The sequence below is a fragment of the Aliicoccus persicus genome (genome assembly GCF_900110815.1).
Classification (GTDB): Bacteria; Bacillota; Bacilli; order Staphylococcales; family Salinicoccaceae; genus Aliicoccus; species Aliicoccus persicus.
Map to the genome: position 1 here is coordinate 111,803 of NZ_FOIT01000006.1, position 25,959 is coordinate 137,761.

Sequence of the window (25,959 nt, forward strand, 5' to 3'; positions counted from 1 at the left end):
GTGAAAAGAGGAACATTCATGGCAGATAATAATCAGAATGAACAATTACATAGTGAACAAACTTCAAACTCTGGCAAATTACTAGAAATTTTCATGACTGCGTTAAAGCTTGGTTTAACATCGTTCGGTGGTCCAGTGGCGCACTTGGGTTACTTCAAAGATGAATATGTTGATCGAAAGAAATGGTTAGATGACAAGTTGTACGCAGACATCATTGCCCTGTGTCAGTTTTTACCTGGACCGGCAAGTTCTCAAGTCGGTATATCCATTGGGATGATGCGCGGTGGTATTCTCGGTGGTGTTCTGTCATGGCTCGGTTTCACGATGCCGTCGGTTATCGTACTCGTCATATTTGCAATGCTCTATCTACAGATGGATATAAGTGATCAAGCATTTATCAGCAGCTTAAAAGTTGTTGCGGTCGCAGTCGTCCTGCATGCAATTATGGGGATGGCGAAAAACTTAACGCCGGACAAACCAAGAATTATTATTGCAATCATTGCATCTGGGGTCATGCTCATATATCCAAATGTTTGGGTGCAGATTTTAACAATTCTAGGTGGGGCACTCGTCGGATTTGTGCTATTCCAAAAGCGTGAGCGTACGAAAATTGAAATTTTCAATATCAACATACCGAAAAAAGTGAGCTATTATTCACTCGCTGCACTCGGTGGGTTACTCGTGTTAATGCCGTTATTAGCAAACTGGATAAACAACATCTATATCACGCTGTTCGATGTATTTTTTAGAGTCGGTGCAATCGTCTTCGGTGGGGGTCACGTTGTGTTACCGATGATCGAACGTGAAATTGTGCCAGCTGGATTAATTAGTTCAGATGCATTTTTAGCAGGTTATGGTATGGCACAAGCAGTGCCTGGGCCGTTATTTACATTTGCGAGTTATCTCGGTGCAATCATCGCCGATGTGCCGGGTGCGATTGTTGCAACGATTGCAGTTTTCTTACCGTCGTTTTTACTAATTATTGCGGCACTTCCGTTTTTAGCACAGCTGCGTGAAAACCATTATTTCCAAAGTGCATTAATGGGTGTAAACGCGACAGTTGTCGGAATACTTGTCGCAGCATTTTATGATCCTATACTGACAAATGGTATCGTTTCAGGTGGAGACTTTTTCTTAGGTCTCGTGCTCTTTATGCTGTTAATTATTTGGAAGTTGCCAGCATGGAGCATCGTGCTCATCGGTCTGGGTCTCGGATATCTCTTAAATTTTCTATAGTATAATGAGTGGCACAGTTCTTGACGGAACTGTGCTATTTTTAATAAAAGGGATGGTTTGCCATGAATCAATTGCTGGATGCACGTGTGCCTCAAATTGAAATAGGAGATATATCGTATTTCTTGTATTTGTTTTCTTTTATAGGACTGCTCGTGATTGTCATCCTGTTTAGAAAATCATTTCACTCCCGTTTAAAATGGGTATATATTTCATTCTTCTTTTTAGGCATTTTTCAGCGCAGTCTCATCGTTTTTTGGTACATATATAATGACATTTACACATTAACGAGTGCGTTACCATTACAAATATGCCGCGTAGTTGTCTGGTTAATCATTATTCAATGCATCGTCAAAAAACCAATATTAAATCACATCATCTTTTACTTCGGATTGTTTGCAGCTGCAGCATTTGTATATCCAATCGGCATTTGGCCGTACTACAATATCGCTGGGATTGCGTTCTTCATCATGCATGCGATGAACGTCATATTTCCGTTGATCATGTTATTGAGTGGAGATTTTAAGCCAAGTATTAAAGGTGCACTCATTGCCAGTGGTGCTTTCACAGTCTATTACATCAGCATATTATTAATAAACGAATGGCTGGATGCCAATTATTTCTTCATACATAGTCGTCCGTTTTTACACGAACTGTCATTGTTCCAGTATTCGCTCGTGAATATACTCGGAACGACTGCGGTCTTTATCGTAATTGGAGTCCTATTGAAATGGGTTTCAAAATATCTCAGAGTCGTTGAATAATCATATTCTGTTTAGTAGACTTAATTTAATTAACATAAAGGATGAGGTGAAGTGAATGTATGATGTAGCAATTGTTGGTGCAGGCACGATGGGGATGGCAGCTGGTTTTTATCTGGCGAAAGATGGTAAGAAAGTGGCTTTAATAGATAAAAATGATCCACCACATAAAAATGGTGCACACCATGGGGAATCACGTTTGATGCGACGGGCGCATTTGGATTCTGATACATACACGCCGCTCGCGACGCGTGCCCACGTGCTGTTCAAGGAACTTGAGGCATTTTCTAATGAAAATATATATATTACAAATGGCATGCTGTGCTTTGGTCCTAACGGTAGTGAGTACGTTCACGCAATTGCTAATGCAGCCGATAAAAACCATGTGCTCTATGATTTTCTGAATGGCGATGAAATCAACGCGCGCTGGCCAGGTTTTGATTTGCCGAGTGATTATGAAGGATACTTAGAGTTAGACACTGGAATTTTGTTGAACGAGAAAGTAGTCGGTACGTACCGAAGACTGGCTGAGGAATCTGGTGCGGACATGTATATGAACGAGACTGTCAGAAGTATCGAACGAGAAGAAGATGCCGTATTTATAGACTTAGGCGACCATACGATTGAGGCGAAAAAAATTATCATCACTGGCGGTAAGATGGTGAATGAAATTTTAGAGCACATGGATATGGAACTTCCGATTACTGTATTGCGCAAGACTTTCTCTTGGTTTGATGGCAATAAAGATCTATATAAACAGGATATCTTCCCAGCATGGACATACGTCGATGATGAAGGGAAAATTTATTATGGATTCCCTAATATTGAAGAGGATGTAATTAAAGTTGGGCGTCATGATGGCGGTCGAGAAATCGATCCGGCGACAGAGATGGAACCTTTCGGATATTTCAACGACGATGCAGAGCTGGGCGTAACAAAATTTGTTGAGACACACTTTGCGGATAGTACATTGAACACGAAGTCAGGTGATGTATGTACCTATGCAACAACACCGGATATGGATTTTGTTATAGACTATACAGATGAGAGCAAGCAGATTATTCTTGCTTGTGGATTTAGTGGACACGCTTTTAAATTCTCTAGTGCCATCGGAGAAATATTAAAAATGATGGCAAATGATGAAGTGGATGATATTGAAATTAATATGAGTAAGTTTAAATTATCACGCTTCAATAAATAGGAGAGTCGTATGTCACGAAAATTTGTGTTTTTTGATATCGATGGAACATTGTATGATACATCAGTGAATATTCCAGAATCAACGCGGGAATCAATTTTGCGATTACAAGAGAATGGTCACGTCCCATTGATTGCGACAGGTCGAGCACCAATGATGTTTAAAGACTTAAGAGAAACATTGAATATCCATTCGTATGTATCGATGAATGGCCAATATGTCGTACATAATGATCAAGTGGTATTTAAAAACCCGTTGGATAAGGATAAACTTCGAGAACTCGTTATGACAATCGAAGAAAAAGAAGGACCTTTTATCTTTTTGGACCATGAAAATATGGTGTCACGATTAAAAGAACATCCGCGTTATGATGTGGCTTTAAATACGCTCGGCTTACCATTTGGTTATCGACACGATCCTGAATACTTCAAAGAACGCGATGTGTTGCAAGGATTGTTATTTGCAAATAAGTCTGAGTATAATGATATTTTAGACCATTATACTGATGATTTTCATTTTATTCAGTGGCATGATGTTTGTATGGATATTTTGCCTAAAGGCGGATCTAAGGCGTTGGGTATAAGACATCTCATTGAAACACTAGGTGTAGATATCAAGGATACAATCGCATTTGGAGATGGCCCAAACGATCATGAAATGATACGCGAGGTCGGTGTCGGTGTTGCGATGGGAAACAGTAGCGATGCATTGAAGGCCGAGGCAAATTTGGTCACTGCCCACGTGGATGACGACGGAATACAAAAAGGATTAGAGCAACTAGGATTAATTTGAGTGAGTGCAGTTGGTGAGTGTGCGGCAAGTTCTAAAAATCGGATCTGCCGCACAGCAGGAGAGGTGAAGTGTGCGTCAAGTCCTAAAAATCGGTGCTGCCGCACAGTTAGAGAGTGAAAGTGTGCGGCAAGTTCTAAAAATCAGAGTTGCCGCACAGTTAGAGAGTGAAAGTGTGCGGCAAGTTCTAAAAATCGGATCTGCCGCACAGTTGGCGTGGTAAAGTGTGCGTCAAGTCCTAAAAATCGGATCTGCCGCACAGTTAGAGAGTAAAAGTGTGCGTCAAGTCCTAAAAATCAGAGCTGCCGCACAGCTGGAGAGTAAAACTGATCCTCGCGAGGAAAAATTGGTGCTGTGGCACACTTAGGTATCTAAACTGTTCCTCATGAGACAAAAATCGGTGCTGAGGAACACTTTGGTCTATAAACTGTTCCACATGAGGAAGTAATCGGTACTGAGGAACACTCAAGCCATCTAAACCTCACCTCAACCCACAATAAAAAGATTACTATGAACGAAGGAGATAATAGATTTGGAAAATGGAAAAACAGAAAAGAATGCTGCCTTGAAGTTGTTTATCGTGTTGCATCTGGCATTTAAGTCCATCGATCAAGTAGCACATCAACATATAAAAGCAAAAGATATGAGCATTACTGAGTTTGGTGTATTAGAACTGCTCTACCATAAGGGCAAGCAAACGATAAACAACTTGCGTCAACGTGTGCTTGTCGCATCGAGTTCTATTTCATATGTTGTCAACGAGTTAGAGCAAGATGGTTACATTGAGAAACAAAAATGTACGGAAGATAAGCGTGTTACTTATATCCACTTAACAGATGCAGGACGTAAAATGATGGACAGCGTATTTCCAGAGCATAAGAAAGTCATTGAAGAGATCATGAGTGATCTTAGTGACGAAGAGAAATATGAGCTCACGGAGATGTTAAAAGTCATCGGTAAAAAAGCGGCGAATATGTAAAAAAATACATAAAAACAATCGAAATTTATATAAAACATTTAAGGTAGCCGTAATGTATGGAAACGCTACCTTAGGTGTTTTTTTATGTCTTAAAAATGGTATAATTATGGATATAAAAATAGAGTGGAGGCATCATATGAATAAGCGTGCAAGTGGAATTTTAATGCACATTTCTTCTCTTCCTTCGCAGTATGGGATTGGAGATTTTGGTATGTCGGCATACCAGTTTGTAGATTTCCTTAAAGAGACACAAACGAAATACTGGCAAGTACTGCCGATGGGGATAACAAGTTACGGAGATTCTCCGTATCAATCTTTCTCAGCATTTGCTGGGAATCCTTATTTTATTGATTTAGACGAATTTATCGACAAGGGTTGGCTCGATCAAGATGAAGTGGACAATACCAATCTAGGTGATAATCCTGTTGCAGTTGATTATGCGGCCCTATATTACAACAAGTATCCACTGCTTCGTAAAGCATTTAAAAATGCGTTGCCTGAAGTGGAATCGAAGCTCAATCAGGTTTTAAAGGATGAGGATTGGCTGCATGACTTTGCACTCTTCATGGCGCTTAAAGATTATCATGACGGGCGTTCATGGCAAGAGTGGTCAGATGATTTTAAACGACGCGATAAACGTGCACTAGAATCTTTTGAATCATCTCATCAAGAAGACATTCTGTTCTGGGTATTTACACAATATTTCTTCAAAACTCAGTGGGATGCGTTGAAGCACTATGCAAACAGTGCTGGCATATACATAATCGGTGACATACCGATCTATGTTGCAGTGGATAGCTCGGATGTTTGGGCAGATCCAAAATATTATAAACTCGATGAGAACCTGGCACCGACGGTTGTCGCGGGGGTGCCACCAGATTTAATGAGTGACTACGGTCAGCTTTGGGGTAATCCGATTTATGATTGGGACGTGCATGAAGCAGATGGCTTTAAATGGTGGATCAAGCGTATTGAAGAGAGTTTTAAACTGTACGATTCGGTACGTATCGATCATTTCAGAGGATTTGAAGCATATTGGCAAATTCCATTTGGCAACGAAACAGCAGTTGAAGGTGAATGGGTAAAAGGACCGGCAAATCGTCTGTTCCACGCAATTAACAACGCGATCGGTGAAAAAGATATCTTAGCTGAAGACTTAGGATATATTACTACTGAAGTACATAAGATGATTGAAGAAACGGGTTATCCAGGCATGAACGTCATGCAGTTTGGTTTCGGTGGTGATGATGCAGAATTTGCACCACATAATCATCAGTACAATTCCATTGCATATACATCAAATCATGATACCATGACTATGGAAGGTTGGTTGCTCCAAGCGAATACAGATGAATTACGTCGTGCAAAGGACTACTTAAACTTGACGCTGAACGAAGGTTATACGAATGGTTTTATCCGTGGGACATATGCCTCACATTCATATTTAGCGATCATTCCGATGCAAGATTGGATGAATTTAAATGATGAAGCACGCATGAACGAACCATCGACGGTCGGTGGAAACTGGATGTGGCGTGTAGAGTCAGATTACATTACGGATGAAATGACAGAAAAAATTAAAAACATGAACCAAATATTCGGGAGGATATTATGACAGATTTAAAGATACGTATTGAGAGAAAAGCTTACCAGAGTCATGGACAGTCATTTTACGAACTCAATTCGAAAGAGCAGTTTATCGTTTTAGGAAAAGCATTGATGGAAGATCTCGTTCCAAAGTGGATTGACTCTAGAAATAAATTCAAAGGAAAAAAACAGGCATACTATTTCTCAGCTGAATTTTTAATGGGTCGCGCGCTATCAAACAATATTATCAACTCGGGTATCGATAGCAATATCAAACAGACGCTTGAGGAAATGGGCGTTAATTATAACGAACTAGAGGAAGCGGAAGATGATGCAGGACTTGGAAACGGTGGTCTCGGACGCCTGGCAGCTTGTTTCTTAGATTCAGGTGCAACGCTCAACTTGCCGTTATCCGGTTACGGGATTCTTTATGAATACGGTATTTTCAAACAGTATTTCATCGACGGATTCCAAGTGGAACGCCGTGATCCATGGCTAGAAAACGACTCACCGTGGTTGATTAAAAATGCGAATGAATCTGTTATTGTTGAATACAGCGAATCTGAAAAAGTACGCGCTGTCCCACACGACATGCCGATCATCGGTTATGGTGGGGATACGATTAACACACTTCGCTTATGGAAAGCTGAAGCGGTTGAACAATTCGACTTTAAGGCATTTGATGAAGGCCGCTATATCGAGTCTGTAAGAGAACAAAATGAAGCAGAAACTATTTCGCGTATTTTGTACCCAAACGATTCGACATATGAAGGTAAGCAGTTGCGATTAAGACAACAATATTTCTTCACTTCGGCTTCACTTCAAGACTTAATTCGAAAGTTTAAAGCAGAAGGCTATGAAGATTTTGAAGCATTCCACAAACTACATGCGATTCAATTAAACGATACGCATCCAGCACTGGCAATTCCAGAAATGGTACGCTTGCTTGAAAAAGAAGGACTTGAGTTTGAGCGCGCGTTCAATATCGTTCAAAAAACTTTCGCCTATACAAACCATACGTTACTTGCAGAAGCGCTTGAAGTATGGGATAAGAAGTTGTTCTTATCAGTATTACCTAACTTATATGAATTTATAGAAAGAATTAATAACCGTTTGATCGATAACTTGAAGGTATGGGGAATCGATAAAGACCGTTGGAACAAATATTTAATTTTACAAAATGATCAAATCCATATGGCATTTATGTCAATTTATGCCACGAAAATGACGAATGGTGTAGCAGCACTTCATACGGATTTACTCCGTGAAACGGTCATTCAAGATTGGCATAAAGTGTATCCTGAACGCATCAACAACAAGACGAACGGTGTGACACAGCGCCGCTGGTTGCTTCACTCAAACCCACAGTTAAGTGGATTGATTACAGATACACTTGGCAATGATGAATGGGTGACGGACTTATCTCAACTTAAAAATCTTGAGCAACACTTAAACGAAGAGACGCTCGCGCGTTTTATCGATGTGAAAAAGGCAAAAAAGCAGGAGCTAGCAGACTATATTCAAAAGCATGAATACGAGTCAGTCGATCCGGCTTCAATTTTTGACATTCATATCAAACGTTTGCATGAATACAAACGCCAGTTAATGTTGGCTTTATATATTCAAGATTTGTACAACAGAATTAAAGAAAATCCGGATGGTGGCTGGACGAAACGTACGTTTATCTTCGGTGCTAAATCAGCGCCGGGTTACTATATGGCAAAAGCAATTATTAAGTTCATCAATGAGATTGCGAACAAAGTCAACACGGATGGAGATGTGAATTCATTCATTAAAGTGATCTTCGTGACAAACTATGGTGTCTCTTATGCAGAACGATTATTCCCTGCTGCAGATGTGTCAGAACAAATTTCTATGGCGGGTAAAGAAGCGTCAGGTACAGGTAACATGAAGTTCATGATCAACGGTGCAGTGACTGTCGGTACGATGGACGGCGCGAACGTTGAAATAGTTGAAGAAGCAGGAAAAGAAAACAACTATATCTTCGGTTTAGATGCAGCAGAAGCAATCGAGAAGAAGAAGGACTACAATCCGGCTGTACCGTTAGAAAACACTGAGGGCTTGAAACGTGCAGTGGATTCATTAGTCGACGGCACGTATCATGACAATAATACGGGTATGTTCAAAGACATCCATGACAGTTTAATGAATGTTGACGAGTACTTAGTATTAGAAGACTTCGAGTCATACCGTCAAGCGCAAGATCAAATTGCACAGGACTTTAAAGACGAAAAAGAATTTTACAAGAAAGGTTTCATAAACACTGTTAACTCTGGTAAGTTCTCATCTGATAGAACGATTGAAGAGTACGCAGCTGAAATCTGGAATGTGACACCTGTGAAATAATTCAATATCAATCCGATGAACTAATTCCGCGAGGCGTTAGTTCATCGGATTTTTTATCGTGTAACTCGTTAATTACAACACAATTATATTCATGTACAATAATACATATACGAAAAAATAATAATCGAGGTGGCACGACATTGAAACACTTTCTAGAACATGCGCGAAGTTTGGATGCACAAGATAAACTGAGCGAATTTAAAGCAGAGTTTTACATTAAGCCAGGTCAAATTTATATGGATGGAAACTCTCTTGGACTTGCAAGTAAACGAGCGGAACGTGCATTGCAAAACGCGTTTAATGATTGGAAAGAATATGGGATTGATGGTTGGACAAATGGTGAGAATCCATGGTTTTACATGAGCGAATCACTCGGCACGTCGATGGCCAATTTAGTTGGGGCAGATCATTCAGAAGTGCTGGCGACAAATTCGACGACAACGAACATTCATCAAGCGGTACGCACGCTATATAATCCGACGGAAGACCGTTACAAAATTTTAGCAGATGATTTAAATTTCCCCTCTGATATATATGCACTGCAAGCAATTCTTGATGATCATGGCTATTCTGATGGGCTGAAAAAGGTCGCGTCACAAGACGGTCATACGCTAACGACTGACGATATCATCGCAGCGATGGATGACGATGTAGCACTGATACTGTTGCCATCTGTACTTTATCGGAGTGGGCAAGTGCTGGATATTAAGACCATTACAAAAGCAGCACACGATAAAAATATCATCATCGGATTTGATCTATGTCATTCGATCGGTAGTGTGCCACATCAGTTATCTGAGCACGAAGTAGATTTCGCAGTATGGTGTACATACAAGCATTTAAACGGTGGGCCAGGGTCTGTCGCAGGCATTTACATGGCGAAGCGTCACCATCACTTACCAGTCAGTTTAAAAGGTTGGTTCGGTAACAATAAAGCGACTCAATTTGATATGTCACATGAATTTGACCAAGCATCTGACGCGAGTCAACTTCAAGTGGGGACGCCACACATTTTCTCAATGGCACCACTCATCGGTAGCTTGGAGATATTTAACGAAGCAGGCATTGACAATGTCAGAGAGAAATCACTCAAACTCACGCGATTTATGAGCGAGATGATTGAAGAAGTATTAGCGGATCACAACATTGAAGTGGTGACACCGAAAGAAGACGATGCACGCGGCGGTCATATTTTGATTCATCACGAACAAGCAGCGGGAATTAACAGCGCACTCAAATCGCGCAATGTCATACCAGATTTTCGTGCGCCAAGCTATGTGCGCATTGCGCCGGTTGCTCTCTATAACTCGTTTGAAGATGTTTATCGTGCAGTAGAGATTTTAAAAGAAATATTAGACGATAAAATCTACCTTGATTTCGATAACACACGTGGAGTGATTGCATGAGTTGGATAGATATTACAGTTGAACTATCAGAAAATGTTGCAGAGTGGCCAGGAGATACACCGTTTTCGTTTGAGACACCTGTGACAAAAGAGATGTCAGGGTCCGTGAACATCGGAAAAATAACGACGAGTACGCACATCGGCACACACGTTGATGCACCGTTTCATTTCGACAATGACGGAGCGACAATTGAAGCGCTCGATATAAATCGTTATATCGGAAATGCAACAATTATAGAAGTCGTTGGTAAAGAAGAAATAAGCAAGTCTGATCTTGAAGCACACAACATAGAAGGCACTATCTTGCTCATTAAAACGCATGCAGCAACGGATAAATCAGCATTCCCAAATGAAGTACCAACACTCACTCTTGACGCTGTTACCTATCTCGCTGAACAAGGTATCAAACTTTTCGGTATTGATGTGCCATCGGTTGACCTTGTAAATTCTAAAACGCTCGATGTCCATCATGCGCTTCATGCGCACGACATCATGATTATAGAAAACATTGTACTCGATCGAGTAGATTCGGGCTTGTATGATTTTATCGCGTTGCCGTTAAAAATTAAAGGTGCTGATGGTTCTCCAGTCAGAGCTGTCGTTCGCAAAAAGGAGGAAGATCATGAATCATGATGATGTGAAATTAACCGGTGAAACGGTGAAAACTGATTTTGAAAAATCGATGACATATAGCGATTACTTAAGTCTAGATAAAATACTAAACGCGCAAGATGGAAAATCAGACCAACACGATGAACAGCTGTTCATCATCATTCATCAAGTAAAAGAATTATGGATGAAACTGATGTTACACGAGATCAATTCAGCAGCGACAGATATTGCAGAGGATAAATTCAGAGAAGCTTTTAAGAAACTTGCCCGGGTTTCATCAATCCAGCGTCAGTTGATCAGTGCGTGGGATGTGCTGACGACAATGACACCAGCGGATTATTTAAAATTCCGTGAATCACTCGGGCACGCATCAGGATTTCAAAGTTATCAAAATAGATTGGTTGAATTTAGTTTAGGTTATAAATCGACACATGCACTTAAAATATATCAACACGATAAAAAAATTTATAAGCTGCTCGACGATCAACTGAACACAGTGAGCTTATACGACCAAGCAATCCGAGCAATCAATCGAGCAGGATTTAATATCGATGACGCAGTCATAAATAGAGACATTACGAAATCTTATGAACCGAATGAATCGGTTAAAGCAGCATTTAAAGAAATTTACAAGAATACGGATCAGTATTTTGAACTGTATGAAATGTTAGAGAAGCTCGTTGATATTGAAGAGCAATATTCACGATGGCGCTTTAGACATATGAAGACTGTTGAGAGAATCATTGGATTTAAAACAGGTACCGGCGGCAGCTCAGGTGTGAATTACTTAAAGAAAGTTGTTGATCATTATTTCTTTAAAGAGTTATGGGAATTAAGAACAGAATTATAAAAAGGAGATAGAAAGATGAATTTACATGGACAAATCGATCTGTTTGATGATGTCATTAAAGAAGGAGAAACATTTGTCATCGTCGTTCAAGAAGTGCTTGAAAATAACGGCATATTACAGAAGAAGTTACTCCGAGAATATCAAAGTTTGACAGCAGAAATGATGAAGAATTTATACGAGCATTTAAGAGATATCTATTTAAACGAGAAACTCTCAGATAAGGGACAATACTTTACAATTACGGTGTATACGAATGAAGACTATGCTGGTGAAAATATTTTTGCGCATGTAAAACGCTATAAAAATAGTAAAGAATGGACAGCAACTTCAAAATAAAACGATATTTACAATAAAATCAATTAAACAATTATTAAAAAAATATGAAAACGTCTTCATTTAGTAATTGTTATATGATACAATCGAGATGTAAAATTAATCACAAAGGAGAGAAATTATGCGTAAATATTTTATGATGTTTATGTTGCTCATGTTTGGTGCGGTTTTAGTTGCTGCGGATGATAACGACGACAGTGAAGTTCCGGTATTTGATGGAGAAGTGGGTACTGAGCCACTTGACGGCGTTACCATACTTACAGGTGGTACGGCTGGTGTTTACTATCCACTAGGTATTGCGCTTGCTGACGTAATCGACACGAACACAGATGCAAATGCATCAGGTGTTGCTTCAGGCGCATCAGTAACAAACGTTGATGAACTTGCAATGGGCGATGCACAATTAGCACTTGTTCAAAACGATATTGCATTCTATGGTTTTGAAGGAACGAACATGTTCGACCAAGAACTACAAGAATTCAGTGGATTATTCACAATGTACCCAGAAACAATCCAAGTGGTTGTAATGGCGGACAGTGGAATCGATACGATTGCTGACTTAGAAGGTATGCGTGTAGCAGTCGGTGATGCTGGATCAGGTACTGAAGCAAATGCAGTTCAAATTTTAGAAGTGCATGGTTTAACATTGGAAGATATCTCTCCACAGTACTTATCATTCGCTGATGCTTCAACAAACTTACAAGATGGTAATATCGACGCTGCATTTATTACGGCAGGTACACCAACTGGTGCTGTTCAAGAATTAAGTGCACAACAAGATATTAAAATCTTAAGCTTTGAAGAAGATGCATTAGCTGATTTATTAGATGAGTATTCTTATTACACAGAAGTGCAATTAGACGAGGACACTTATGAGAACTTTGATGCAACAGCGACAACAGTTGCCGTTCAAGCAATGGTAATCGCATCTAACGAATTATCAGAAGATCAAGTCTATGACATCATGGATGCAATCTTCAATAACTTAGATGTTGTTGCGAATTCTCACATCCGTGGTGAAGAATTAAATGTTGAAACAGCATTAGATGGTATGTCAGTACCACTTCACCCAGGTGCAGCTAAATTCTACGAGGACAACCCTGTAGAAGATAGTGAAGACGATGCGGACGATGAAGAAGATACTGAAGAAGACGAAGATGCTGATGCTGAAGACGAAGAAGTTGAAGAAGATACTGAAGAAGACGAAGAAGACTCAGAGTAAACTTTAGTCTTATGAAAATGACAGAAATTTTAAGTAATAGAAAGGCATTGCTGATTAGCAGTGCCTTTTTATCCATTATCAGCATTTTACTCGTCCTACATATTTTAAAGCCAGAAGCACAATTGCTATTAGTCGATGATTCGAAAGATGAAATGATTCAATCGATTGAACTCGATGACGGGAACTTTTTTTCATTGACATATACACACTCGGTAGAGAAGAGTGAAGTAAAAGAAGTATTCGAAGTCAGAGGTCAAGACATTTATGTGATGGAAAGCTACACAGAATCATTTGGTGCGGGCCTACCATACGAAGGGACCGTGCTAGAGTCAGACGATGGTAAATATGCAATTAAAGATATTAACCAAAAATTAGATAATTTAATCGTCAGGCCATCTAAACTATATCCACATTATTTAACATATGGTAATGAGGAAATATTAATTTCGGACTACCCATTTCAAGGTAAAAACATTAGAATAGTGGTAAACGAACGAGGTGAGAATTTTGAGCGATAAAGACAAAAACAACGATCGTCAGAAAGAAGAAGAAAAGAATCTGAATCAAGACACAGAAAAAGAATCAAAACAGATATCTGAAAACAATAAAGAGACGTCAACAGATAATGATAATAACCCAACTGCTGATGGTGGATCTTCATACAAGGGTGTCGAATTTATCGATGACGACGAACAGCAACGTATTATAAACGAGTTAGAAGGTAGTGACAGAAACCCGACTAAATTCTATGCAATACTGATTACGGTCGTCGCTTCGTTCCTATCGTTGTTCCATCTTTATGTTGCTGGATTTGGATTGCCCAATATCGGTTCGAGAACTTTCTTAATCATCCACTTAACAATTGGTTTGATGTTAGCATTTATGATTTTCCCAATTAGAAAAGGACTCAATCAAAAATCCATTCCGTGGTATGACTTGATTATCACTGGTTTAGTACTTTTCATCGGGTGGTATTTAATCGATCGTCAGTTAGCGCCAGAAGTGCTTGCGGGACGAATTACACAGCTAGATTTAATCGTCGGAGCAGTATTCATTGTGCTCGTTGTTGAAGCAACACGACGTGTCGTTGGCTTACCACTCGTAATCATCGCTTCGATAGCAGTCGGTTATTTCTTCTTGGGAGAATATTTACCAGGTGATTTCTATCACAACCGTGCGGACTTCACACGATTTGTTAACGAGATGACGTGGAGAAGTACCGGTATATTTGGAACGCCGATTTATGCATCAGCCCAGTTTGTATTTATTTTTATATTATTTGGTTCAATCTTAGAATCAACAGGTGCCGGTAAAATGTTCATCGATCTCGCAATACGACTCGTCGGTGGAATGAAGGGTGGACCTGCAAAAGCAGGTATTGTTGCCTCAGGAATGATGGGAAGTATTTCAGGTAGTTCAACTGCGAATGCTGTAACGACGGGTACGTTTACGATTCCTTTGATGAAACGTGTCGGTTTTAGACCAGAAACTGCTGGTGGTATTGAAGTTGCCGCTTCATCTGGTGGACAGTTCTTACCACCGGTTATGGGTGCTGCAGCATTTATCATGGTTGAGATGACAGGGATACCGTATTACGAAATCATCCAAGCAGCAGCAATCCCAGCGTTACTCACGTACTTTGGTATTTTGTTCATGGTACACTTTGAAGCGTTGAAATACGGTATTGATGGTATTCCAAAAAGTGAAACAGTTTCGGCTAGAAAACTACTGATACGACAAGGGTTCTTGATATTCCCGATACTCGTACTATTATATTTCCTCGTTGTAGAACGTGCATCCGTAAATGCGTCAGGTTTTTATTCAATCACAGTGATGATCGTTATCGCATTTCTGACGTATCGATTTAGAAAGAATTTCGCTCGAACTGCGATTTGGGGTGCAATTTTACTTGCACTTGCATTCTCAATGCAATATATTGTCGTCTATATTAACCAAGGATTAATGGCGCTAAATGATGTATTTGGTGCAAGAATTTTCGTTGGTGAAATCGTGCGTTGGAGAGATCCAATTCTCACAATGGTCATCGGTGGTGTGTTAGTTTCTATGATATTTGCAATCTTTATGATTGTGACGAAACAACAAGCACCTGAGGAAGACTTTAAGATGAAAGACTTAATCGGTGGCTTTGAAACCGCAGCGCGAAACAGTTTAAGTATCATTACGGCCTGTGCGACTGCGGGTATCATTATCGGTGTTATTACGACAACTGGTTTAGGAACGCGCTTCTCAAGAATCATCTTTAACTTCTCAGAAACGGTTGAAGGTGCATTGCCACAATTCTTGGTGTTTGAATCGACCCAATTATATATTGCGTTAATTTTAGCTTTATTTGCTTGTTTACTACTCGGTTTAGGTTTGCCGACAACAGCGACATATGTCGTTCTCGCGTCTGTTATCGCACCAGCATTAACAGACTTAGGTGTACCAGTAATCGTGGCACACTTATTTGTACTTTACTACGGTGTACTTGCGGACGACACGCCGCCGGTTAACTTACCAGCGTATGCGACCGCAGGCATCGCACGAAGTGGACCGATACGAACTGGTATACAAGGGTTTAAATATGATTCGGCAGCACTGCTTTTACCGTTTATGTTTGCTGTTAACCCAGCGATGTTATTAATTGTAGAGGATGCCTCCACGTTTGATGTTATTACGGCCATATTATCTGCCATGGCAGGCATGTTTATGTTTGCTGGATTTATTCAGAACTATATGTTCGAAAAATTTGGATGGATTGAAAGAATATTTGCACCAGTTGCAGCAATATTGTTCATTCACAGTTCGTTTGCCACAGATATCACGGCACTTGCGCTATTCTTCATTGTAATCTTCATTCAGATTATGAAACGTAGAAAGAAGAATAGAGAAAAGAAATTAGAAAGTAATTCAGCAACACCCCAAAATGCTTAAATAGTTTAACCTAAGAATGGTAAAACATTCTTGGGTTTTTTGTATTATAAATAATAGACAATCCTTTTTTTACATAATCTTATTGGTAAATTTACAAAGGTTAACTATAATAGAAGGTGTATACTAAGTATACGAATATTCGATTACTTAATTACTTTCGAAGCGGAGGATTTTCAAATGAGAATTATCGTAGCAGGTGGAGACGGATTCTGTGGATGGCCAACAGCTTTATATCTGTCTGAGAAAGGTCATGATGTATCAATTATAGATAATATGGTACGACGTAAAATCGATGAGGAGTTACATTCGAACTCTGTAACACCAATCGCAAGCTTAGAGGAACGTGTTGCAAAATGGAAAGAGCTAACTGGTAAAGAGATTAAAGTGTATGAGGGCGACTTAAATCACTATGACTTCTTAACGTTAGTATTTAAGAATGAAAGACCAGAAGCATTTGTTCACTTTGCAGAGCAGCGCTCAGCACCATATTCAATGATCGACCGTGAGCATGCGATTTACACGCACAACAACAATGTAAATGGTAACTTGAATGTTTTATATGCAATCAAAGAGTTTGAGCCAGATTGTCACCTTGTTAAATTAGGAACAATGGGTGAATATGGTCAGCCTAACATAGATATAGAAGAAGGTTATATTGAAATTGAACATAAGGGAAGAAAAGATACATTACCGTTCCCTAAACAGCCGGGTTCTTTCTATCACTTAACGAAAGTACATGATACACATAACATCCAGTTTGCATGCCGCATTTGGGGTATTCGTGCGACCGACTTACACCAAGGTGTTGTGTACGGTCTTGAAACGAACGAGACAAGAAGAGACCCAGTTCTAACAAACCGCTTAGACTATGATGCAGTTTTTGGTACAGCGTTAAACCGCTTCATCATTCAAGCTGCTACAGGTCATGATATTACGGTTTACGGTGCCGGTGGACAGACACGTGGTTATTTAAATATCGAAGACACAGTACGTTGTATTGAACTTGCATGTGAGAACCCAGCAGATAGAGGAGAACTTCGTGTTTACAACCAGTTCACTGAAAGTTTCTCAGTTAAAGAACTTGCTGAGATGGTTACAAAAGCCGCGAACTCACTGGATATCGAAACGACAGTTAAAAATATTGAAAACCCTCGGGTAGAAAAAGAAGAACACTATTACAATGCGATGGCAACAAAATTAATCGATCTTGGTTTAGAGCCACATTTATTAACACAAGAAGTGCTTGTTGATATTTTGAAAGCAGCAATTGAACATAAAGAGCGTGTGATTAAAGACAATGTGATGCCTAAGGTCACTTGGAAATAAAATACGGAGGCAATGAGTATGAAAATAGCGATTGTTACGGAAACATTTTTACCATCTACTGATGGTATTGTTACACGTCTGACAAAAGCAATTGACTACTTTATGAAACAAGGACATGAAGTCCTTGTTATTGCTCCGGATCTTGGTGTTACAGAATACAATGGGGCAAGAGTGGTCGGCATAAAACCGATCACTTTTCCTTTTTATAGATATAGGAAGTGGGGGTTCCCAACGAAGAAGGTCTATAAAATTCTAAAAGAATACCAGCCGGACGTAGTCAATGCAGTCAACCCATTACTCATGGGGGTCAGTGCGGTGAATGCGAGTAAAAAGTATGGTTTTACACTCGTCAGTTCATATCATACACATGTACCTAAATATTTAGATCATTACACAATATATAAACCTGCACGTCCATTGCTCTGGTGGTATATCAGACGCAATCATCGTGATGCGCATGTCAATATTTGTACATCTGAAGCGATGAAAGAAGAGTTGGTCGAACAAGGTATCGAGCGATTACAAGTCATCCCGCGTGCTGTTGATGTAGATAAACGACATCCAAAATTTAAATCTCAAGAAATGCGCAATCGTCTATCGAATAATCAGCCAGAGAAAAAGTTACTTATTTATGTCGGGCGTCTCGCTGCTGAAAAAGACATCCACTTAATCAAACCATTGCTGGAGCGACGCGGCGATGTCTGTCTTGCGATAGTTGGTGATGGTCCTGCGCGTAAGGATTTAGAGAAAACATTTAAGGGTACTAATACAGTATTCACTGGATTTTTACATGGTGATACACTGTCGGAAGCCTTTGCATCTGGTGATGCGTTTATCTTCCCGTCAACATCAGAAACACTTGGCCTCGTTATTTTAGAAGCGATGGCAGCTGGATTACCAGTCATAGCTGCATATAGTGGACCAACTGTGGAACAAGTGGATGATGGTGTGAACGGATTGATTTTTAAAAGTGGTAACACAGACTCTTTAATCGAAGCGGTTAAAATCATCGACGATAAAGAGCGATTAGAAAAAATGAGTCAAGAAGCGCGAAAAGAAGCGCTTAAATATTCTTGGGACGCGGCATCTGCAAAACTGCTCTCATATTATGAACAAGCGAAAGTAGAACACAAAGCGAGTTAGTGTCCTTATTTAAGGAGCGGATTTTATGAGAATGAGCGATATTATCGCGAAAAAAAGAGACAATATTGAACTCTCTAAAGAAGAAATTGAGTTTTTTGTCAACGGTTTTACGAATGATGAAATTCCAGACTATCAAGTCGCGAGCCTACTGATGGCAATTTACTTTAATGATATGACATCAGAAGAACTTGCAACATTGACGATGGCGATGGTCAACTCTGGTGATACGATTGATTTATCTGCAGTCGAGGGTGTGAAAGTAGATAAGCACTCAACAGGTGGTGTCGGTGATACAACAACGTTGGTATTAGCACCACTCGTTGCAGCACTTGACATACCTGTCGCTAAGATGAGTGGACGTGGGCTTGGGCATACAGGCGGTACGCTCGACAAATTAGAAGCAATTGATGGCTTCAATATTGAAATCGATGAAGAAGATTTCATTAAGTTAGTCAACGAACACAAAGTTGCAGTGATTGGTCAAAGCGGTAATTTAACGCCTGCAGATAAAAAACTGTATGCACTGCGTGATGTGACTGCAACTGTCAATTCAATCCCACTCATTGCAAGTTCAATCATGAGTAAGAAAATAGCAGCGGGTGCAGACGCAATCGTACTTGATGTAAAGTACGGCGACGGTGCATTTATGAAGACGGTTGAAGATGCGGAACGATTGGCGAAAAGCATGGTGGACATCGGTCGTAATGTTGGACGACAAACGATGGCGATTATTTCAAGCATGCAGGAACCACTTGGTTATGCAATCGGAAATAGTTTAGAAGTTGAGGAAGCAATCGATGTGTTGCGTGGTGAAGGACCAGAAGATCTAAAAGAAATCTCGTTAGTTTTAGCAGCGCAAATGACAGTGTTAGCAGGCAAAGCAGAGACGCTTGATGCTGCCAAAGAAATGCTAAATGAAGTCATTGAAAATGGGAAAGCACTTGAGAAATTTAAAGTCTTCATTGAAAATCAAGGCGGAGATCCAAGTGTTGTCGACAACGCAGATAAATTACCACAAGCATCTAAAACATTTGAAGTAATTTCAGATCAGACGGGTTATGTAGAAGCAATTGGTGCTGAAGGTATAGGTATAGCTGCTTCAATGCTCGGTGCTGGACGCGCAGTAAAAGAAGATGTGATTGATCTTGCTGTCGGTATCGTCATTCATAAGAAAGTCGGCGATAAGGTAGAGAACGGTGATGTTCTCGCTACGCTATACGCCAATACAGATGATGTCGAAAAGATAAAAGAAATGGTGCTTGGGCACTATGTAATAGGTTCATCGAAAAAAGAAATCAAATTGATTGAAAAGATTATTACAGACTAAATGATTACCTGGATGCATCCGCTCGTATGCGCATGTATCCAGGTCTTTTATTTTTAGCCGTGATTTTTTCAAGAAAATTTTTGCGGTCTGTATTTAAACACGTATAATGAGTAAGTGAGACGGGAGGCATGATGAATCAATGCAAAATATAGGAAATAATGGGCGTAATACACGTGTCGGCGAGAAGGTAGAAAATTCTCTACGCAACATGATGCCACTGAGCTTCGGTGAAGAAGTTGGAAATGCCGTAACTCACGGTGTAGCGACAGTGATTTTTATCTTCTTATTACCATTTACCTCGATTTTTATGTACCAAGCGGGCGGTACACTTCATGCCGTGGGCGGTTCAATTTTCGTCATTAGCATTATATTCATGTTGTTATCATCGACGATATATCATGTAATGGCACCGAACTCTACCCATAAATACGTCTTGAGACTGCTTGATCATAGCTTCATTTTTGTTGCGATTGCAGGTACATACACACCGATTGCGCTGTCATTAATCGGTGGATGGTTTGGATGGACGGTGTTTGCGATTCAATGGGCAACCGCAATACTTGGCATACTTTATAAAGTATTAGCAAAGCACCCAAGTGGGAAGATCAGCATGATTGCCTATATGATCATGGGTTGGATGGCTGTTGTGATATTGCCTTTCATCTATGATTCGCTGACGTTTGGATTTGTTTTATTTATCATACTCGGTGGTATTATGTATACGATTGGTGCATGGTTCTATGCCCAAAAGGGAAGAAAATACTTTCATATGATTTGGCACTTCTTTATTATTTTAGCGAGTGCATGTCATTATGCTGCGATTGTATTTTTTATGATTTAAAAAACTAACGGAGGAAACACATGAAAATTACATTTTATGGTGCCGGAAATATGGCGAGTGCGATTTTTATCGGAATGATTGAAAACCAAGTGGTGAAGCCAGAGGAAATCTTTTTAACGAGTAAAAGCAACAAAGAAAAGATTTTATTCTTTAAAGAGAAGCTCGGTGTGAATGTCGCTTGGGACGATAAAGAACTGATGGAAGATGCGGATTACGTCATTCTTGCTTCTAAGCCACAAAACTTTCCTGAAGTTGCGGACCGCATTCGAGACCATATCGAAGAGAAAACGAAGGTCATCTCAGTCATGGCAGGAACTCAGATCAATACGATTCAAACGGAGCTCGGCACAAACAACCCAGTTGCGCGTGTGATGCCGAATACGAATGCGATGGTGCAGCATTCGATGAGTGGTATTACATATTCGAGTAACTTCAAAGATCGTGATGAGCTGGTCGAGCTGATGGAAAGTTACGGAAAAATTGTTGAAGTTGAAGAAGATGAAATGCATAACATTACAGCAGCAACAGGATCTGGCTCTGCTTTTCTTTACTATATTTATGAAAAATATGCAGAGAGTTTAATTGAGCTTGGATTTAGTGAACAACAAGCGATGTTCTTAACGAAAAACTTAGTCATCGGTGCCGGAAAGATGGTTGAGGAATCAGGCATAACATTTAGTGAATTGCGCAAAAATATAACGAGTAAAAATGGTACGACCGAAGCTGGGCTAGAGGCACTTGATGGTGATGGCATTAGAAAGATTTTAACAACGACGCTTAATGCTGCAAAAAATAGAAGCGAAGAGATTAGTCGTGGAGAAAATTAGGAGGCTTTAAATGCGTACATTATATTACAACGGTAATATCTATACGATGAAAGAACAGAATGAAAAAGTTGAAGCAGTACTTGTCGAGGACGGCTATATTAAATCAGTTGGCACATACGAGACATTAAAAGATGAAGCAGAACAAACGGTTGACCTAAACGGTCGCACAATGTTGCCAGCATTTACAGATGTTCACATGCATATGGTGATGCTTGGTAAAATGTTAGATACATTATCTCTCGAAGGGATGACAGATGTTGATGAAGTAAAGTCAGCAATTAAAAACAACACAGGTATGTTGGCGTGGGACTTCATACATGGCTACAATGAGAAACATTTGCCGAATGAATATAAAATCTCCATTCATGAACTCGATGAAATTACAGACAAGCCCACAGTTGTAGCACGCATTGATTATCATGCAGGTGTTGTGAATTCAAAAGCACTCGAGGCAGCTGGAATCGATAAAAATACACCGGACCCTGAAGGTGGCTACTACGAACGTGATGAAAAAGGTGAATTAACAGGTTGGGTATATGACTCAGCATTCAGTTATTTACGTGCAAAAAGTGTGACGGATACAACAGATTCAATTAAAGTGAATCTCGAGCGTGTCATTGATCACTTAACATCACATGGATTTGCTTCAGTACATACTGAAGATATGGCTTATTATAATGACTACAAAACGGTACTCGATGCTTTTTATCAGACGATACCAGAAAATAAAAAGTTCCGTGTCAATTTGCTGCGTCATGAAGAAGTATATGAAGAGATGAAGCAGGCGAACTTAGAAGAAAAGGATGAATGGATTCATTTTGGCGCAATGAAAATTTTCCAAGATGGTACATTTGGTTCTGAGACTGCGCTGATGAATGAACCTTATGTTGGAACGGATAACACAGGTTTGCAAATTCATACGCAAGAAAATCTTGAAAAACTTGTTCAGCGTGCGAGAAAATATGATGATGAAATTGCTGTGCACTTTATTGGAGACAAAGCAGCTGAAATGGTATTGACTGCGATTGAAAAGTATCCTGTTGCTGCTGGAAAACACGACCGCATGATTCATTGCAGCGTCTTGAGCGAAGACATTTTAGATCGCATGGCGAAGCTTCCAGTGATCTGTGACATTCAACCACCGTTCTTAACATCAGACTTGCCATGGGCTGCTGAGATTTTAGGTAAAGAACGTGCGAAGTATTTATATATCTTTAAAACAATGATAGATCGCGGACTTCATTTAGGTGCGTCGTCCGATGCACCAATAGAATCTGTTGATCCGTTAAAAGGATTGCATATCTTAACGACGCGCAGTGATGGCGGCGTGGTTTACAATCCAGAAGAACGTCTAACACGATTCAACGCTGTAGAATTATATACGAAAAATGCAGCGAAAATCGTCCACAAAGAACACATACAAGGTATCATTGAAGCAGGCTACTATGCGGATTTTACAATCTTTGACAAAGACATCATGACAATCGAAGATGATGCATTGCTTGAGACAAGCTGTGTGGAAACGATTATCGATGGCACGACGGTATTTAAAAAATAATAATGCACCGAACATTTTTTGTTAAAAAGTGTTCGGTTTTTTTTTGATATCTACTATATAACTTATGCTAGTATAGAAATAATTGATATTTAAAGGAGTAACATTATGATTTCAGAAAAAGAAGTTCGAGACATTGTCGGTCAGATTAATGATCCTGTACTCAATGTACCGATTAGTGAAACGGATGGGATTCTTGAAGTTTCTATAAAAGAAGAAAAAGAACATGTAAGTTTAAAGATTGCACTTGGTCGATTAGGTGGACAAGAGCAACTTGATTTACAGATAAAAGTCGTCAATGCAGTAAAAGATGCTGGTGCACGTACGGTCGGTTTACGCTTTGATGAGTTACCACAAGAAACGATCGAAAAGTTTAGAAGTACATCTGGAACAGAGACGGAGTTAAAGTTCAAAGATACGAAGTTTATCGCAATCGCATCGGGTAAAGGTGGCGTTGGTAAATCAACAGTCGCTGTGAACTTAGCAGTTTCCATTGCGAAGCAAGGAAAAAAAGTTGGACTGATCGATGCAGATATATATGGATTTAGTGTGCCGGACATGATGGGTGTCACTGAAAAACCACGTGTTGAAGGCGAGACGATATTCCCAGTTGAACGTCATGGGGTAAAACTCATCTCAATGGCATTCTTTGTTGAAGAAAATACACCGGTCATTTGGCGTGGACCGATGCTCGGTCAAATGTTAAATAACTTCTTTAACGAGGTGGAATGGGGAGAGCTTGACTATTTACTGCTCGACTTACCACCAGGTACAGGTGATATCGCCTTAGATGTTCACCAGTTATTACCGACGAGTAAAGAAATTATTGTAACGACACCACACCCAACCGCTGCATTCGTTGCAGCACGTGCTGGTGCAATGGCGCAGCACACAGATCATGACATCATCGGTGTCATTGAAAATATGAGTTATTTCTATAATAGTGTGAACAAACAGAAGGAATATATCTTCGGCCGCGGTGGTGGAGAAAAGTTAGCGCATGAATTAAATGTCGCACTCCTTGGGGAAATTCCGCTTGGTCAGCCCGAATTATCAGAAGAAGACTTTTCACCATCAATATATCGCAGTGGGGAAATCAGTGATATCTATATGAGTATTGCAGAAAAAATTATAAATGAGATAGACATGAGGTAGAGCGATGACATCCAAGTATTTAGTTAAGTTTTATTTAAGAACATTATTAATCGGTGTAATCATCACGACGATTGCAAGTTTAATTATCGATTATGATTCTGTAACATCATTATTATTTGAAGGAGAAATCGGTGGTTTCTTCCTAAACCTGTTGTGGATTTTAGGATATGGTTTATTGATTGCAACAGTCAGTCAGTTCGCATTCTTCATTTACTTATTTTTAAATCCACTCGGGATGGGCTTATTAGGTAGAGCTTGGCCATACGTACAATTATTACTTGTCATATATGCAGCGTTTGATCTGTTCTACGTGAGATTTGTATTCTTCGGAGATGAACTGAGTCTATTCTCATATATTTGGGTACCGATCGTCGTTGTTCTCGTTGGAATCATCGTCGCGAAATATAAAAATGATACGACAAAAGAGAAAAATGTATTCATACCAGCATTGTTTTTTATGATTTTTATGACTTCAATCACATTGCTTCCATTTAGTGCACAAAGTACAGACTGGTTATTTAGATCAATCTTTGCACTCGTTGCAACGAATGCGTTCCAGCTGATTACGTTACCGAATTATGTCGCAGCATCTAAGGCAGATAAAGAAGCCCGCGGCATTGAAACGAAGTCAGATAGAAAAGAACGTGAGCGCAAGAAGAAAGAGGCAGAGCTTGCAGCTAAAAAAGAACAAGAAGCATCACAGAAGAAAACACGTAATAAGATGTTTAAAAATAAAGTGAGATAGTTTTTGATCTCAGCTGCTACTTCAGACCGAAAATATGTCTTGAAGTAGCAGCTTTTTATTTTTCCTGCTACTTCGATCCAAAAAATATGATGAAGTAGCAGGTGAGTCTAATCCCAATCAGATGACAAACTGTAATCATTTCATCATTTAAAATAATATTACAAATATTAATGAAAAAGTGTTGACTTCGATTTGGAAATTTTGTATTATATAAAAGTCGCTGATTTCAGACGGCAACAAAAATTCAGAGAAAATTATTCATATCTTCATCAAAAAAGATGTTGCATTACATGCGAATAATTGGTATAATTTTTCTTACTGATTGCACATTGAAAACTGAATGACAATAAGTCAACGTTAATTCTAATAATTTTGGTATATAACCAACTTGGGGCAACCAAGTGAAAAAATGCAAACGAGCTATAAACTTAAATATAGTTTTTAATTATATGGAGAGTTTGATCATGGCTCAGGATGAACGCTGGCGGCGTGCCTAATACATGCAAGTCGAACGCGACACTTTCGGGTGTCGAGTGGCGGACGGGTGAGTAACACGTGGGTGACCTGCCCATCAGCCTGGGATAACCACCGGAAACGGTGGCTAATACCGGATATGTCTACGGATGAAAGTCGGATTATCTGACACTGATGGATGGACCTGCGGCGCATTAGCTAGTTGGTGAGGTAGTGGCTCACCAAGGCGACGATGCGTAGCCGACCTGAGAGGGTGATCGGCCACACTGGGACTGAGACACGGCCCAGACTCCTAC

Annotated in this window: 22 protein-coding genes and 1 rRNA gene; all 23 read left to right on the forward strand. The window is 39.8% G+C overall.

Annotation, left to right across the window (positions count from 1 at the left end; translation table 11 throughout):
- The first annotated feature begins 18 nt into the window (after nt 1-18).
- Nucleotides 19-1,236, forward strand: coding sequence for a chromate efflux transporter (gene chrA / locus BMW30_RS09240; protein WP_091476282.1), 1,218 nt, complete (start codon nt 19-21; stop codon nt 1,234-1,236).
- 62 nt (nt 1,237-1,298) lie between these two features.
- Nucleotides 1,299-1,997: a TMEM164-related integral membrane acyltransferase gene (locus BMW30_RS09245; RefSeq protein ID WP_091476287.1), complete on the forward strand. Its 699-nt coding sequence runs from the start codon at nt 1,299-1,301 to the stop codon at nt 1,995-1,997.
- A 55-nt stretch (nt 1,998-2,052) separates the two neighbouring features.
- A complete protein-coding gene (gene solA, locus BMW30_RS09250; protein WP_091476290.1) occupies nt 2,053-3,195 on the forward strand; it encodes an N-methyl-L-tryptophan oxidase in 1,143 nt (380 codons plus the stop codon).
- A 9-nt stretch (nt 3,196-3,204) separates the two neighbouring features.
- Nucleotides 3,205-3,984 (forward strand): Cof-type HAD-IIB family hydrolase, encoded by a 780-nt coding sequence (locus tag BMW30_RS09255; RefSeq protein ID WP_091476293.1) that lies wholly within the window; start codon nt 3,205-3,207, stop codon nt 3,982-3,984.
- A gap of 529 nt (nt 3,985-4,513) precedes the next feature.
- The gene (locus BMW30_RS09260) at nt 4,514-4,960 is read left to right on the forward strand and encodes a MarR family winged helix-turn-helix transcriptional regulator (RefSeq protein WP_091476297.1); all 447 of its coding nucleotides are present in this window, start codon (nt 4,514-4,516) and stop codon (nt 4,958-4,960) included.
- A 136-nt stretch (nt 4,961-5,096) separates the two neighbouring features.
- Nucleotides 5,097-6,575, forward strand: a complete 1,479-nt coding sequence (gene malQ / locus BMW30_RS09265) for a 4-alpha-glucanotransferase (protein WP_091476300.1) — start codon at nt 5,097-5,099, stop codon at nt 6,573-6,575.
- Entirely contained in the window at nt 6,572-8,914 is a 2,343-nt protein-coding gene (locus BMW30_RS09270; protein WP_091476303.1) for a glycogen/starch/alpha-glucan phosphorylase, read from the forward strand. Before malQ ends, BMW30_RS09270 begins: the two co-directional genes overlap by 4 nt.
- 140 nt (nt 8,915-9,054) lie before the next feature.
- Nucleotides 9,055-10,320, forward strand: a complete 1,266-nt coding sequence (kynU, locus tag BMW30_RS09275; protein ID WP_091476305.1) for a kynureninase — start codon at nt 9,055-9,057, stop codon at nt 10,318-10,320.
- A complete protein-coding gene (gene kynB / locus BMW30_RS09280; protein WP_091476308.1) occupies nt 10,317-10,952 on the forward strand; it encodes an arylformamidase in 636 nt (211 codons plus the stop codon). Before kynU ends, kynB begins: the two co-directional genes overlap by 4 nt.
- Nucleotides 10,942-11,781 carry a tryptophan 2,3-dioxygenase gene (locus BMW30_RS09285; RefSeq protein WP_091476311.1) on the forward strand — a complete coding sequence of 280 codons (840 nt, stop codon included), beginning with the start codon at nt 10,942-10,944 and terminating at the stop codon, nt 11,779-11,781. Before kynB ends, BMW30_RS09285 begins: the two co-directional genes overlap by 11 nt.
- A gap of 15 nt (nt 11,782-11,796) precedes the next feature.
- Nucleotides 11,797-12,117, forward strand: a complete 321-nt coding sequence (locus BMW30_RS09290) for a hypothetical protein (RefSeq protein ID WP_091476314.1) — start codon at nt 11,797-11,799, stop codon at nt 12,115-12,117.
- A 118-nt stretch (nt 12,118-12,235) separates the two neighbouring features.
- The gene (locus BMW30_RS09295; RefSeq protein WP_091476315.1) at nt 12,236-13,336 is read left to right on the forward strand and encodes a TAXI family TRAP transporter solute-binding subunit; all 1,101 of its coding nucleotides are present in this window, start codon (nt 12,236-12,238) and stop codon (nt 13,334-13,336) included.
- Between the two features lie 11 nt (nt 13,337-13,347).
- Nucleotides 13,348-13,854, forward strand: a complete 507-nt coding sequence (locus BMW30_RS09300) for a DUF1850 domain-containing protein (RefSeq protein WP_091476318.1) — start codon at nt 13,348-13,350, stop codon at nt 13,852-13,854.
- On the forward strand, nt 13,844-16,270 hold the full coding sequence (locus BMW30_RS09305; RefSeq protein ID WP_245705676.1) for a TRAP transporter permease: 2,427 nt from the start codon (nt 13,844-13,846) through the stop codon (nt 16,268-16,270). The genes BMW30_RS09300 and BMW30_RS09305 overlap by 11 nt, the downstream gene beginning before the upstream one ends.
- A gap of 177 nt (nt 16,271-16,447) precedes the next feature.
- A complete protein-coding gene (locus BMW30_RS09310; protein WP_091476322.1) occupies nt 16,448-17,596 on the forward strand; it encodes an NAD-dependent epimerase/dehydratase family protein in 1,149 nt (382 codons plus the stop codon).
- A gap of 18 nt (nt 17,597-17,614) precedes the next feature.
- Complete coding sequence (locus BMW30_RS09315) at nt 17,615-18,739, forward strand: glycosyltransferase family 4 protein (RefSeq protein ID WP_091476325.1); 1,125 nt, start codon at nt 17,615-17,617, stop codon at nt 18,737-18,739.
- Nucleotides 18,740-18,764: 25 nt separating this feature from the next.
- The gene (locus tag BMW30_RS09320) at nt 18,765-20,066 is read left to right on the forward strand and encodes a pyrimidine-nucleoside phosphorylase (protein WP_091476328.1); all 1,302 of its coding nucleotides are present in this window, start codon (nt 18,765-18,767) and stop codon (nt 20,064-20,066) included.
- A gap of 139 nt (nt 20,067-20,205) precedes the next feature.
- Complete coding sequence (trhA, locus tag BMW30_RS09325; RefSeq protein ID WP_091476330.1) at nt 20,206-20,907, forward strand: PAQR family membrane homeostasis protein TrhA; 702 nt, start codon at nt 20,206-20,208, stop codon at nt 20,905-20,907.
- A gap of 20 nt (nt 20,908-20,927) precedes the next feature.
- Nucleotides 20,928-21,734 (forward strand): pyrroline-5-carboxylate reductase, encoded by an 807-nt coding sequence (proC, locus tag BMW30_RS09330; protein ID WP_091476333.1) that lies wholly within the window; start codon nt 20,928-20,930, stop codon nt 21,732-21,734.
- A 10-nt stretch (nt 21,735-21,744) separates the two neighbouring features.
- A complete protein-coding gene (locus BMW30_RS09335) occupies nt 21,745-23,292 on the forward strand; it encodes an amidohydrolase (protein WP_091476336.1) in 1,548 nt (515 codons plus the stop codon).
- A gap of 105 nt (nt 23,293-23,397) precedes the next feature.
- Complete coding sequence (locus tag BMW30_RS09340; RefSeq protein WP_091476338.1) at nt 23,398-24,444, forward strand: Mrp/NBP35 family ATP-binding protein; 1,047 nt, start codon at nt 23,398-23,400, stop codon at nt 24,442-24,444.
- 4 nt (nt 24,445-24,448) lie between these two features.
- On the forward strand, nt 24,449-25,189 hold the full coding sequence (locus tag BMW30_RS09345; RefSeq protein WP_091476341.1) for a KinB-signaling pathway activation protein: 741 nt from the start codon (nt 24,449-24,451) through the stop codon (nt 25,187-25,189).
- A 446-nt stretch (nt 25,190-25,635) separates the two neighbouring features.
- Nucleotides 25,636-25,959, forward strand: a 16S ribosomal RNA gene (locus BMW30_RS09350); the annotation flags it as partial.